Origin of the sequence: Microcoleus sp. A006_D1, assembly GCF_036702805.1 — a bacterium.
GTDB lineage: Bacteria > Cyanobacteriota > Cyanobacteriia > Cyanobacteriales > Microcoleaceae > Microcoleus.
Genome location: NZ_JAUBVZ010000020.1, coordinates 95,017 through 107,756, shown reverse-complemented (window position 1 = coordinate 107,756; position 12,740 = coordinate 95,017). Strand labels below are relative to the sequence as shown.

Here is a 12,740-nt window from a genome sequence, read left to right as displayed (position 1 = left end):
ACGTAGCAGATAGTAGCAGTGAGCAAGGTAGGAATCATCAAGACGCCGAACCAGCCTACATAGAGGCGGTTGTCGGTCGAAGTGACCCAGTTGCAAAACTGCGACCACAGATTGGCGCTTTCGCGCTGCTGTAAGGTTGCTGTCATGGTTTTATGATTGCGTTATGTATTTTTCAATGTTCGTGACGGCTTTGTGTTCCGCCATGTAAATAACATAAAGCATATTCTCAGCCTTGTAAAGAGATGTAACAACAGATTAACTGATGGAAACTATAAGTTTAACTTATAAGTTGTAAGAATTGCTGATAAACAGCAAAGAATTGACTATAAAAGGGGAAGCCTGGAAGCGCGCAGCTTTCAGGCACAGGATAGTCAGTTGATTTTAGATGAGAGATGGGAGATTTGAGATTGACTGCACAGATGAATGTGGGGGCTCTCTCTGGTTTGTAAACTTTGTTTGAGATCCACGGCTCCTGTCTAGAAGCAATTATCCGTCTTGAAGTAAGGTCAAGATACAGACTTTTGCTGGCTGGGTATCATCACGAGGGCCCAATAGGGAACCTGGGCCGGATCGACTTCTGCGATCGCCCTAATGCACTGATTAGGCATAGTTGCGCGTTCTATATATAGTGCGCGATCGAACTGTCCCAACTCGATCAGCACGTCTCGGACTTTCGCAAAGTGCCTCCCCAGCTTAATAATCACAGCAGCATCCACAACCGCCAGCCGATCGCGCAAAACCTCAGCATCCAGCGTCGCAGGCATAATGCTCAACACATCGTTACGGTAAGTCAGCGGCACTCCCAGCGCAGCAGCACTCGCCATAGTCGAAGAAATTCCCGGCACAACTTCGGTAGTAAATTTTCCCGACAACCGGTTGAACAAATACATAAACGTGCCGTAGAGAAAAGGCTCCCCCTCGCACAAAACCGCCACATCCCGGCCCTCGCTGAGGTGGGCGGCAATTTTCTCAGCAGCAATATCGTAATAAGGTTGAGACGATCGCGTGGGACTAAAAGGCAGTGGCATCGGAATCTCAATTTGCTCCGGGCGCAGGTAATCTGCAACGATCGCCCGCGCCAGCACCTTACCATTTTCCATCGCCGGATACGCAATCACCGGCACCGATTGCAAAATCCGATAAGCTTTCAAAGTTATCAATTCTGGATCGCCAGGGCCGATGCCCAATCCGTACAATTTACCAGTAGTCTTAGTCATAGTTCGTCCTCTTGAGCTAACGCATTCACGGCCGCCGTTGCCATTGCACTGCCGCCCCGCCGCCCGTGCAGCGCGATAAATGGCACTCCCCGACTGTTGGCAGCGAGTTCGGCTTTGGATTCAGCCGCCCCCACAAATCCTACCGGGAAACCCAGAATTAACGCCGGTTTGGGGGCTCCGGCATCCAGCATTTCCAGCAGTCGGAATAAAGCAGTCGGGGCATTGCCGATCGCCACAACTGCACCATCTAAGTTATCTAGCCATAAATCTAGTGCTGCTGCCGATCGAGTATTGCCGATTTGGCGCGCCAACTCGGGGACTTCGGGATGCCAGAGGGTACAAATCACTGGATTGTCGGCGGGTAGCCGTTTGCGGGTAATGCCTTCGGCTACCATCCGGGCATCGCACAGAATCGGCGCGCCTGCTGCGAGGGCTTTGCGCCCGTGGGTGGCGGCATCGGGGGAAGCTGCTAAGTCTGTAACGATGTCGATCATTCCGCAACTGTGAATTAGTCGTACTGCGACTGTTTCTAAGTCTGGGGGTAGGTTTGATAAGTCTGCTTCGGCGCGGATTGTGGCGAAGGATTTGGTGTAGATTTCTGTTCCGTCTCGGATGTAGTCAATCATTGGTTATTGGTTACTTGTTATTTGTTATTTGTTATTTGTTATTTGAATTTTTATTCTGATTTATTAAGATTGAACCATTGTTGTAATTTGTCGATCGCCTGCCGATCGCAAAATTCGCCCAATGACTCCGAAGGTTCTCGCAATTGCTGATACACCCGCAGCATTCGCTCGATCGCAGCGGGCATCTCAACCACAGTCACAGTCGGGAAGATTTGTCGTCCAAAGGGCAAGTCTTTTTTACCTGCAAAAATGTTGTAACCTGCGATCGTCTCGTTTCCTTGTCTAATCTGAATTCCTACTAGGGTGATGTCAATTGGCTGGTGTTGGGCGCAGGACTTTTCGCAGCCGCTGAAATGGATGTTTATCGATCGCTCGATCGTCAGTTTTTGCGCTAAATCCCTCGCCATTGCTAGGGCGTGACTTTGAGTATCTGTCGTCGCTGACGCACAGCCGCTGCTGCCGGCACACGCAACTAAGCACGAATCTAGGCGAGTTGCGGATGAGTGCAATCCTATATCGGCGATTTGCTGTTTGACCTCAAAAATCTGGGAGTTGGGGATGTCGGAAATCACCAGATTTTGCCACGGCGTAAGTCTCAGAGTACCGCTAGCTAGATTTTGGGCTAAATTTGCCAAATTTCGCAGTTGCTTTGATTCTAGCCTACCTAGGGGCAGTGCAATGCCGATGTAGGAGAAATCGGACTGTCGTTGGGGATGAATGCCGAGATTGCCGTTGGGTGCGATCGCCCTTTCAGAAAGCTCGATCGAACTTCGCCGCAATGCAAACGGTAAATTTTTCTCTACTTCTTCTAGATAACTTTCAGCGCCCCAATCTGCTAGCAGGTGCCGCAAGCGCGGTTTTTTGCCATCAATTCGCGGCAACTTTTTGGTGTATTCCACATATGCGTTAGTTAAGGCTGCTAATACTGAAATACATTGCGATTGTTCGATGATAATTCTTGTATCGCCGTTCAAATACAGCCTAAAAACTATTTCGGAGTTGGTCGAGTTCCTTTCTGCTGCTAATAAAATATCGTTCCGTAGATTGCGGATCGAAACCGCTTCGCCACCGTCAAATCCAATGCTAAATTTAGCGGAAAGTTCCGATAATTCGGGATGGGTTTGCAGGTAATCATCCCAAGCTGCAACTAGCGGGCGAGTATCGAGTAACTGCTGGCGATCGATTCCTGCTGTCGGACTTGCCATCATATTGCGAATCGGGTCAACTTCAACGCGGCGAGATGCTAATCCCAATTCTTGCAATTCTTGCCAAGTTGACGGGGCAATTTCCGAATGCAATTCTCGGATTTGCAAATTTGCCCGATTTGTGACTTGCAACCAACCGGTACTGTAGCGATCGACTAAATTGGCGATCGTCCAACACTGCTGTACATTTAAAATTCCCCCCGGAATCCGCATCCTCGACAATATTCCGTCTCGGGCTCGGGAACCGTAAAATAAACCCGGACAAGTTGGTAAATCAGTCAAAGCTAACAAATAATCTCCTTCCCCGTGCGACGCAGGGAATCCAAAAGTAAACGCGCCAAACGCGCCCCGAAATCGGCATTCTGACTCTCACAGTTGCGGCACAGCGCCGGAATTACACCGGACTTTCCCGCTTTCAGGTTTAAGAAATATATCACAAGTCGATCGCCCGCAGCCAAAATTCTCAACTTTCTTAACAAATGCCCCATAATCCAAAGAAAATAATACTCATGATACTTAGAACTCAGAGATTGGTTTTAAAACCGATTTTGGATAGCGACCTCAACACGCTCCACAGAATTTTCACTGATTCCTATGTGAGGAGATATCTATGTGACGGCGAAATCTGGTCGCTGCAACAAGTAGAAGAAATGCTTGGCGAGAATCAAAAGCTTTTTGCAGAAAAGAAATTCGGTCTTTGGTTGATCGAGACAAACACCGAGAAAGAAGTCATTGGATTTGTGGGTTTGTGGTATTTTTTTGATGAAGAACAGCCCCAGTTAGTTTACGCATTGCTGCCAACAGCAACTAAAAAAGGCTACGCTACTGAAGCTGCAACAAAAATAATAGAGTATTGTTTTGATGAACTTGGCTTTGAGTATCTTGTCGCAAGCTGCGTGAAGCGAAGCTATCCCGTAGGGAATCGCCCAAACACCGATTCGCAAAAGGTAGCAGAAAGACTCAGCATGAGGCAAGTAGAAGAAAGAATTGTGCATGAAAATCCCATATTATTCTTTAGACTTGATAAGTCGAAATTAGCAGGTGTCTGATGCACAAATGGCTTTCGGTGGTGGGAATTGGGGAAGACGGACTTTCGGGATTGAGCGAGATCGCCCGATCGCTACTCGATCGATCTAAAATCATTGTCGGTGGCGCGCGTCACCTCGCAATGCTACCCACCGAGGACACCCGCGAACGATTGGTTTGGGCTTCACCACTACAAACAACAGTTGACAGCATCATCAGCCGTCGCGGGGAGACTGTTTGCGTGCTCGCCAGTGGTGATCCGATGTGTCACGGAATTGGTGTCACGCTATCGCGCCGGATTCCCATTTCTGAAATGACTGTGATTCCCGCAGCATCGGCTTTTAGTCTGGCTTGCGCCCGTTTGGGTTGGCCGCTGGCGGATGTTGAGACTTTCAGTTTGACAAATCGCCCGATCGCCTCGATCGCCCTTGCTTTCTCTCCCGGCGCGCGCTTGCTGGTGTTGAGTGCCGATCGACACACGCCGGGAAAGGTCGCCGAATTGTTGACACAGCGGGGGTTTGGCAGCAGTTTGATGACCGTGTTCGAGCGGATGGGGTCGGAGGCGGAACGGCGGCTCGATGGGGTGGCAGCAGCTTGGAATGCAGCGGATTTGGTGGATTTGAATACGATCGCCATTGCCGTTACAGCCGATCGCGAAACTCTGCTGATTCCCCGTACCTCCGGCTTACCGGATGCAGCCTATCGCCACGATGGACAGTTGACGAAACGGGAGGTTAGAGCCGTTACGCTGTCTGCGTTAGCGCCGATTCCGGGGGAGTTGCTGTGGGATGTGGGGGCGGGCTGTGGTTCGATCGCGATTGAGTGGATGCGGAGTCATCGGAGTTGTCGGGCGATCGCGATCGAACGTCACCCAACTAGACTGGAATATATTGCCGAAAATGCCTCTAATTTGGGTGTTCCAGAACTCAAAATCGTGGCGGGAGACGCGCCGGAAGCTTTGGCAAATTTGCCGCCACCGGATGCAATTTTCATCGGCGGCGGTGTCACCGCAGAGGCTTTGCTGGAAACTTGTTGGAAGGCTTTAGGTGAGGGCGGCAGATTAGTTGTAAACGCGGTGACTATTGAAAGCGAAATGAAGGTTTTACAGTGGCACAATATTTACGGTGGCGAATTGATTAGAATTGGGATTCAGCGCGCTGGGGCGATCGGCTCTTTTCTCGGGTGGAAACCGCTAGCACCGATTACTCAGTGGGCGGTAGTTAAAACTTCCTAGGACTTATATCGTGTCTCAATGAGTTGTACCAACAATTAACGTTATTATCTAATAGCGTTAATTTCAAAAATTATTTTCCAGCCTTACCGATCATTTATGCTTGCTTTTTTTAGGGCTGCACCTGAATTGTAGAATTGATTTAAACTCGCTATATCAGCGTTGGTTTCTGGTTGTCGGCCATGCAGGCGACAGCCAGAAATTAAGCTGGGATAGAGTTTGGGAGTTATTGGAAATATCTATTGCAGAACTTCGATCATCTGAGCATTCATAGCCAGAGGATTTGAACTAGAAACTTGACCTCGTATCCTAACTTGTAAATCAGGATGTAAGCTACCTGGATCAACTATTCGTTCATTCTGAGTAATTTGAGTATCTAAGCGAAGTACGACATCATAGAACCCGGTTTGAGTCTGAACAGTCAACTGCAAAGGCCAGCTTTCCATAACCGTCACAATCTTGCCTTCAATTTCCATAGCTTTTTGAGTAGATACTTTTTGTGAGTCCTAACTGCTGAAGGTAGGGTTGATTTGTCGTGGGAGTGACTCATACAAGTTACCAGTAAAACGATCGCGAAATCAATCAACTATGCTCAAACTAGCGATCGCTGTGTCGAAAATCTACCTACCTTTGTTTGATCCATAGCATACTCCAGTTACAGCCGATCGCGCTCCTATCGAAGGCTGGTGAAATTCCCAAAAGCTTGCTCGTATTAACGTCCAACTATTGGGAATGTACTCCATCAATCTAACAACTCCTGTATTTTGCGACAAGTCTATTAAACTGCTAACAGAACGTTTTCTTACTCCAGACTGGGAATCTGAAATTCCTACATCCATAATGAATCAGGAATCCATCAGCTAGTTTTGATAGCTTGCCGCGCATCAAGTTTGCCATTAGAAACCGAGATTTCGCCAAGCCAGCATATTGTCAAATACTGGTTTAATAATCCTAGTTGCCGAGTTAGGACAGCCACCATAGGCATGGATGCCAATCCCGTGTCGCTGGCCATTCAGGAAACGCCATACTGGGCTACCACTTTGTCCACCATACGTGTCAATCATGTAATAGATTTTACGATCGGTAACTTGAGTGGTAATACCAGCATTAAACCATTGGGTTCCAAATGGTTTGTCACCTGGATAGCCAGAATTATTGACTGTGAGGTTTTTGAGTTCACTGTCTGATAAAGTAGCGAACCCAAAGTAGCCAACCCGATTACCTAGGTCATTATTTGGGAGAATGATCGCTCCATAATCATAGTTAGGATCGGCGCTGTCTGTCCAGCCTTTTGAACTGCGGAAGGAAGTACCAACCTGCGATCCGAAGGGACGACTAGAACTGTCCATACCAGGAATGACTTCAATCTTCTGCGCCCATCCTCCAGCACCTTTGCTGTAAACGCAGTGTCCTGCTGTCATGACGGTTCGCGGGCCAATAAACCATCCTGTGCCAATAAACTGACCATTAGGGAATGTGATAATCAGTTGGCATATCCATCGCCAAGGGATATTAGTAGCAGGTGAAATTCGAGCTCGATCGTCTTGACCACAGACTGTTTCTGGCTCTAGAAATTCCAACGTAGCAGCATCTTGCAATTCTTCAAGTTCTTTGGTAATTGCTACTTCCTGTGCTTCAATGCCATCTTTTAATGCAGCAGATGGATTGAAACCAGCAACGGATTCTATCTCACCTTTACTAGCAGTTCCTGCGAAATCGGCGACTGATAGGACATCTGCGGGTTTTTGTGACTCAGGCTCACTTGAAACTGCTTCGTGTCCTTCTTGTTCTAAGTTCTGTATACTCTCTGATGAGATGCTTTCATGCTTCGACATATTAATCTCCTTCTGAATAAGACATTGGGTGTCTTATCTGCGTTATTTGATCTAATCCTCCTTAAAATAAACTTTGAGAGCAATACGACGATCCGCGTAGAGAATTATGAAGATATTGCAACAAACTTGGAGTATCTAAGGAATGAAAATTAAATAGCTTATAATTTTTATGCTTCTTGTGGGATGGGCGTCCCGCCCGTCCAGAAAGGGTGGGCGGGCGGGACACCCCACAAACTTGTGTAAATTATTTAATTCGCGATCCTAAGTTTTGGATTGACTTTCGATGTGCGAGCATCTCGCAGGCTAATCAGGGCAAACGCATCTTATTATGTTGATGATGCTTGCTAGATCGAGGTTTGAGCCATTGTCGATCTGTGTTGCAGAAAGTTGAAATCTCTACTCGGTAGGGCTTACAGAATTTAGATGCGTTTGCCCTGGCTCGCTAATATGTAGTATGTACAGCAGGTCGATTTAGTACAGATATGAAACCCGGAAGGGTGGGCTTTTGCGGGGCAACACTGTCGGAGCGAAACCGATTTTTTGTATTTGATTTACCTGAAAATTATTCTAATCGGAGGACTAAATCAATTTGGCAACAAAAAGGTTGGGTTTAACACAATTAAACCCAACCTATTAATTCAATGAGACTTCAGAGTTTAGCCTTGATTTACACCGAAGTTTTCAAACTGTCCCGCGACTCCAAAGATCGATCGACAATAGTAGCATTTACCACAGATTCCTGAATCGGTTTCCGGGCTTCAATTAAAGCCAGAGCTTTAGTGACACCTTCCGGTAAAATTACCACCAAACTGCCCTTCGGCGCTTCATCTAAAGCCTTGTTAACAGCGGTTGTTTCGTCGAGAATCAACTCGTATTGAACTTTGGATTGATCTGGGGTGCGTGCGGCAATAGCCTCTGCAATCCCTTGGCAAATTAACTTTGCCACCACACCGGGTTCTCGGCCGCGTCTGTCAAGGTCTTCTTTGACAATAATTCGATCGAACATATCGGCCGAAAGTTTGCCCAGGGTGACAAAATCTTCATCTCGCCGATCGCCCGGGGCACCAACTACCCCAATCCGCATTCCCGGCCAATTCAGCACGAAACTGCCCAAAGCTTTGTAGCTGTGGGGGTTGTGGGCGTAGTCGAGCAAAGCGTGATAGCTGCCCAAATTAAACAAGTTCATGCGTCCGGGAGTTTGACCGACGGATGCTTGGAAGCTTGACAAAGCCGATCGAATGTCTTCTATTTTCACTCCTTGGGCAAAAGCCGCCAAACAAGCCGCTAAAGCATTAGCAATCATAAACGGCGCGCGCGCGCCCATCGTCAGCGGCACATTCACAGCCTGCTCAATTCTCAGCGTCCAATCGCCTTTCAAAATCGACAAATACCCATTTTCGTAAATCGCAGACAGCCCGCCCGCAGCGGTATGTTTGGCAACCAGTTCGTTGTCCGGGTTCATCGAAAAGTATGCAATTTGAGCCTTGACACGCTGCGCCATTTGTGCTACCAGCGGGTCGTCTGCGTTCAAAACTGCATAGCCTTTGGGCATTACCGACTCCACGAGAACGCTCTTGAGCTTGGCTAGTTGTTCCACGGTTTCGATGTCGCCGATGCCCAAGTGATCGGCTGCGACGTTCAAGACGACGCCCACATCGCACTGATCGAATCCCAAGCCCGATCGCAAAATTCCGCCTCTCGCCGTTTCCAGCACCGCCACTTCCACCGTCGGATCGGACAAAATCAACTGAGCGCTCTGCGGCCCAGTATTATCTCCGCTATCGACCAAATAATCGCCGATGTAAGTGCCGTCTGTCGTCGTGTAGCCCGTAACTTGACCAGTCTGCTTGACAATGTGGGCCAGCAGGCGAGTGGTTGTAGTTTTGCCGTTGGTTCCCGTCACCGCTAAAATCGGCACTCGGCTGGGTTGAGGCGATGGGAATAGCATATCGAAGACTGCGCCGGCGACGTTGCGGGGCAAACCCTGACTCGGCGCGACGTGCATTCTGAAACCCGGTGCTGCGTTGACTTCGACGATGACTCCGTTCGTATCGCGCAGGGGTTGGGAAATGTCGGATGTTACTACGTCAATGCCCGCGATGTCCAAGCCGATAATTTTGGCGACTCTGGAAAACAGCCAGACGTTTTCGGGGTGGATTTCGTCGGTGCGATCGACTGCAATGCCACCGGTGCTCAAGTTGGCTGTCGCGCGCAAGAAGACTCTTTTGCCGGCGGGCAATACCGAGTCCATGGCGTAGCCTTGTTTTTGCAGCAAATCGAGGGTCAATTTGTCGATCGTGATCCGGGTGAGCACGTTATCGTGTCCGTCTCCCCGCTGGGGATCGCGGTTTACTTCTTCAACGAGCTGTTCTACTGTAGACCTGCCGTTGCCCACGACGTTAGCGGGGACTCGTTCGGCGACTGCTACGACTTGCCCGTTGACTACTAATACTCTGTGGTCGCGGCCGGTGTAATAGCGCTCGACAATGACGTTTTTGGTTTTCGATGCTGCGCTGGCTAAGTCGTAGGCTTCTTCTGCTACTTCCCAGGAGTTGATGTCGATCGTAATTCCGCGGCCGTGGTTGCCATCTAGCGGTTTCAGGACGATCGGATAACCGCCCACATCATCTATCGCCCCGCGCAGTTCGTCCATATAATTAATCACCGTCCCTCTGGGAACCGGTACCCCGGCAGCGCCCAGGATATTTTTTGTACCTTCCTTATCGCAGGCCAGTTCTACCCCCAAAACTCCGGTGCGGTTGCTCAGAGTTGCCTGAATCCGCTTTTGGTGCACCCCGTAGCCGAGTTGAATCATAAACCGGGCGCTCAACGGTATCCAGGGAATGCCGCGAGCTTCTGCTTCCTTGATCAGTGTTTCCGTGCTCGGCCCGAGGGCTGCCGACAAAGCAAACTCTTTGAGGTCTCTCAAATCTTGGACTAATTCTGCTGCTGGATAACTGCCAGTATCGGCAATGCTCTGGCACATCCGCACGCCCGCGCGGGTTGCATAGCGACCTGCTTGTTCGTTTTGATACTCGATTACTACTTGGTAAGTGCCTGGGGTGGCAGTCTCGCGGGTTCGACCGAACCCGACCGGCATTCCTGCCATTTGCTGAAGTTCTAGGGCTACGTGTTCGATTACGTGTCCCATCATTGTGCCTTCTCTAACACGTTGCAGGAAGCCTCCCCGATGGCCGGGAGAACAATAATGCTCGTTCAAACTCGGCAGCGCGGCGGTCAATCCTTCGTAGAAGCCAGGAATTTGCGCTGTGGTTTTATCTGCCAACTCTTCTAAATCCAGACGCATCAGGACGAGTTTTTGGCGTCGGATGCTCCAGTAGTTGGGGCCGCGTAAGGTCTGGATTTTAAGTATTTTCATGACAGTAAGAGGGGTATGGGTCGCTAAATCTTATAGATAATTGCAGCATTTATTCAATTTGGAGCTAGATTGCTCGATCGACTGTTCGCTGCGAACAGTTTGGCATTGAATTTACAGTTATGGGTCGCCAGCGTTGAAAATTCATGCCCCAGCGATCGGCTAGAAACAAGTACAAGGCAGAAGGTAAATTTTCTGTGCTTCTGCCGAATGGCGTCAGCCCCCTGCTGGTTAAAAATCTCTCCTCTTGTGATATCCATGATTCGGCCGGAATGCCGCCCTCCGATTTTCTGCCGAATCAATGACTATAAATCTTCTGCGTTAGTTAGCTGTGCGGCATTCTGAGGGCCAGCCAGACTCGGAACACGCTAACGATGGCATCGGTTTGCCTTGGGGCATATTGTAGCAATCTCCGTGACACAGGACGTGCAAGCGCATATTGAACAAACTCAAGGGTTCTGTCGCTCCTATTAGAGACTCATTGGTATAAAAGTTGTCCCTAGAATCAACAATAGTTACAGTGCCTTTACCGAGGACTTTCATAGTATCATCTCCCTCAAACAAGGCGCAGGTATCTTCGTCAATACCAATCGCGAGGCGATCGGGATGAGAAGCAACAGCAGACAGCAAGCGAGCCATGCGGTTTCGGTTGTGAAAATGCTGGTCTACGATGATCTCGGGAATAATGTTAAGTCCGTTTGCCATGTCTACTAAAGAACGGTTGGGTGACGCCCCGCTCCCGCCGCCTGCAATCATGTGATATCCCATCACCGCAGCACCCGCGCTGGTGCCGGCGAGGGTAATCTTGCCCGAGAGAGCATATTCGCGAATTTTTTCCATCAGCGGGGTGTCCGCCAGCAGCCCACAGAGTCGCAGTTGGTCGCCGCCTGTGATGAATACTCCGGTACAGTCTTCTAAGTAATCTTTCCAGACTGGGTTTTCGCCTTGTTCGCGTTCGCGGATATCCATGACTTTGACGGCGCTAACGCCCATTTCGTCAAATATGGTGCGGTAGCGGTTGCTAATTCCTTCGGGATCTCGCGAGGCGCAGGGGACGATCGCCAGCCGAGCGTTTGTACCCCCAGCACGGCAAAAAAAGGTATTCAGAATCTCTCGCCCGTGAACTTTGTCTTCGGCTCCCCCGATGACCATAATCGAGGTTTTTGTGCGCTGGGGAATATTGTGTTCGAGGGCTTGAGATGTCAACTGCTGCATGGTGTGTCTTCCTCTGTGGGATGTGAAATTCAATTTTGCCGTGGCTGTGAGTACAATGGGGCTTTTTAAGAGTGAATATTTTTTCTGGCGAGCGAAGTGCTAAGGCCGATCGCCCGATCCGCAGTTATTTGAGCAAGTTTACTCGCAGCCACTGGCGTGAGAACAGATTGTTTTTGTACAACAAAAGTGGCCAGCAGACAAAGGAAGAGGATTTTACTTGCAAAAATGCTCACAAATTATAAGAAATTATAAAAAATAATGCAATTACTGAAAACGGATATCCCTCTAAGAGTCAAACTAGAGGTGATGTATCAATAAGTTTCAATTATTGTGCGATTTGACGTTGTGACGCTATTTCCAGAATTTTTCCTGGCTCCCCTAGCATCGGGACTGATGGGCAAAGCCTTAGCTAAAAATATTGCTGAGGTGAATTTTGTCAATCCCCGCCATTTTACCACAGACAAGCACCAGCGAGTAGATGACGAGCCTTACGGGGGCGGAGTGGGGATGCTGATGAAGCCGGAACCGATTTTTGCTGCGGTGGAGTCGCTACCGATTTTGCCGCGGCGGGAGGTGATTTTGCTTACTCCCCAGGGGGAACCGATGCAGCAGCCGATGTTTCGGGAGTTCGCGACGGAACGCGATCAGTTGGTGTTGATTTGTGGTCATTATGAGGGTGTGGACGATCGGGTGCTGCACTTAGTCACTCGCGAGGTGTCGTTGGGGGATTTTGTGCTCACGGGGGGCGAAATTCCGGCTTTGGCTTTGATTAATGGGGTTTTGCGATTGCTGCGCGGAACTGTGGCGAAGGAAGATTCGCTGAAGTTTGAGAGTTTTGAGGACGGACTTTTGGATTATCCGCAGTACACTAGGCCAGCGGATTTTCGGGGATTGAAGGTTCCCGACGTGTTGCTGTCTGGTAATCACGCAGAAATTGCTCGCTGGCGCAAGCAACAGCAAATTGAAAGAACTCGATCGCGCCGCCCGGATTTGCTAGCGGATTAGTTCG

Annotated in this window: 11 protein-coding genes, 1 pseudogene and 1 riboswitch; of the genes and pseudogenes, 4 read left to right on the top strand and 8 right to left on the bottom strand. The window is 49.2% G+C overall.

Features of this window, described 5'->3' with window-relative positions; translation table 11 throughout:
• From QUB68_RS26235 to cobG, 4 genes and pseudogenes are all read right to left on the bottom strand, one after another.
• Window positions 1-146, bottom strand: a pseudogene (locus tag QUB68_RS26235) (photosystem II q(b) protein); the annotation flags it as partial.
• Between the two features lie 360 nt (window positions 147-506).
• Window positions 507-1,217, bottom strand: coding sequence for a precorrin-2 C(20)-methyltransferase (locus QUB68_RS26230; RefSeq protein ID WP_332997847.1), 711 nt, complete (start codon window positions 1,215-1,217; stop codon window positions 507-509).
• Entirely contained in the window at window positions 1,214-1,843 is a 630-nt protein-coding gene (locus tag QUB68_RS26225; RefSeq protein WP_332997846.1) for a precorrin-8X methylmutase, read from the bottom strand. Before QUB68_RS26225 ends, QUB68_RS26230 begins: the two co-directional genes overlap by 4 nt.
• Before the next feature lie 50 nt (window positions 1,844-1,893).
• A complete protein-coding gene (gene cobG, locus QUB68_RS26220) occupies window positions 1,894-3,339 on the bottom strand; it encodes a precorrin-3B synthase (RefSeq protein ID WP_332997845.1) in 1,446 nt (481 codons plus the stop codon).
• A gap of 56 nt (window positions 3,340-3,395) precedes the next feature.
• Window positions 3,396-3,475: riboswitch (adenosylcobalamin-variant (AdoCbl-variant) riboswitch) on the bottom strand.
• 82 nt (window positions 3,476-3,557) lie between these two features.
• On the opposite strand from cobG, the gene QUB68_RS26215 reads away from it, so the two are divergent.
• Both QUB68_RS26215 and cbiE read left to right on the top strand, forming a co-directional pair.
• On the top strand, window positions 3,558-4,097 hold the full coding sequence (locus tag QUB68_RS26215; RefSeq protein ID WP_332997844.1) for a GNAT family N-acetyltransferase: 540 nt from the start codon (window positions 3,558-3,560) through the stop codon (window positions 4,095-4,097).
• On the top strand, window positions 4,097-5,308 hold the full coding sequence (cbiE, locus tag QUB68_RS26210) for a precorrin-6y C5,15-methyltransferase (decarboxylating) subunit CbiE (RefSeq protein ID WP_332997843.1): 1,212 nt from the start codon (window positions 4,097-4,099) through the stop codon (window positions 5,306-5,308). Before QUB68_RS26215 ends, cbiE begins: the two co-directional genes overlap by 1 nt.
• A gap of 236 nt (window positions 5,309-5,544) precedes the next feature.
• On the opposite strand, the gene QUB68_RS26205 is transcribed toward cbiE, so the two are convergent.
• The 4 genes from QUB68_RS26205 to QUB68_RS26190 all read right to left on the bottom strand — a co-directional run bounded on the left by QUB68_RS26205 (window position 5,545) and on the right by QUB68_RS26190 (window position 11,731).
• A complete protein-coding gene (locus QUB68_RS26205) occupies window positions 5,545-5,781 on the bottom strand; it encodes a hypothetical protein (protein WP_332997842.1) in 237 nt (78 codons plus the stop codon).
• A gap of 420 nt (window positions 5,782-6,201) precedes the next feature.
• Entirely contained in the window at window positions 6,202-7,140 is a 939-nt protein-coding gene (locus tag QUB68_RS26200) for a trypsin-like serine peptidase (RefSeq protein ID WP_332997841.1), read from the bottom strand.
• Window positions 7,141-7,807: 667 nt separating this feature from the next.
• A complete protein-coding gene (gene cphA, locus QUB68_RS26195) occupies window positions 7,808-10,519 on the bottom strand; it encodes a cyanophycin synthetase (RefSeq protein WP_332997840.1) in 2,712 nt (903 codons plus the stop codon).
• 318 nt (window positions 10,520-10,837) lie between these two features.
• Window positions 10,838-11,731 (bottom strand): cyanophycinase, encoded by an 894-nt coding sequence (locus QUB68_RS26190; RefSeq protein ID WP_332997839.1) that lies wholly within the window; start codon window positions 11,729-11,731, stop codon window positions 10,838-10,840.
• Between the two features lie 71 nt (window positions 11,732-11,802).
• On the opposite strand from QUB68_RS26190, the gene QUB68_RS26185 reads away from it, so the two are divergent.
• Both QUB68_RS26185 and trmD read left to right on the top strand, forming a co-directional pair.
• The gene (locus QUB68_RS26185; RefSeq protein ID WP_332997838.1) at window positions 11,803-11,973 is read left to right on the top strand and encodes a hypothetical protein; all 171 of its coding nucleotides are present in this window, start codon (window positions 11,803-11,805) and stop codon (window positions 11,971-11,973) included.
• Window positions 11,974-12,061: 88 nt separating this feature from the next.
• Window positions 12,062-12,736: a tRNA (guanosine(37)-N1)-methyltransferase TrmD gene (gene trmD / locus QUB68_RS26180; protein ID WP_332997837.1), complete on the top strand. Its 675-nt coding sequence runs from the start codon at window positions 12,062-12,064 to the stop codon at window positions 12,734-12,736.
• Window positions 12,737-12,740 lie beyond the last annotated feature (4 nt).

Excerpts from the sequence above, each read along its gene's own strand:
- QUB68_RS26215 (WP_332997844.1), top strand. The coding sequence starts at position 3,558 with ATGATACTTAGAACTCAGAGATTGGTTTTAAAACCGATTTTGGATAGC.
- QUB68_RS26225 (WP_332997846.1), bottom strand. The coding sequence starts at position 1,843 with ATGATTGACTACATCCGAGACGGAACAGAAATCTACACCAAATCCTTC.
- QUB68_RS26205 (WP_332997842.1), bottom strand. The coding sequence starts at position 5,781 with ATGGAAATTGAAGGCAAGATTGTGACGGTTATGGAAAGCTGGCCTTTG.
- QUB68_RS26230 (WP_332997847.1), bottom strand. The coding sequence starts at position 1,217 with ATGACTAAGACTACTGGTAAATTGTACGGATTGGGCATCGGCCCTGGC.
- QUB68_RS26190 (WP_332997839.1), bottom strand. The coding sequence starts at position 11,731 with ATGCAGCAGTTGACATCTCAAGCCCTCGAACACAATATTCCCCAGCGC.
- cphA (WP_332997840.1), bottom strand. The coding sequence starts at position 10,519 with ATGAAAATACTTAAAATCCAGACCTTACGCGGCCCCAACTACTGGAGC.
- QUB68_RS26200 (WP_332997841.1), bottom strand. The coding sequence starts at position 7,140 with ATGTCGAAGCATGAAAGCATCTCATCAGAGAGTATACAGAACTTAGAA.
- cbiE (WP_332997843.1), top strand. The coding sequence starts at position 4,097 with ATGCACAAATGGCTTTCGGTGGTGGGAATTGGGGAAGACGGACTTTCG.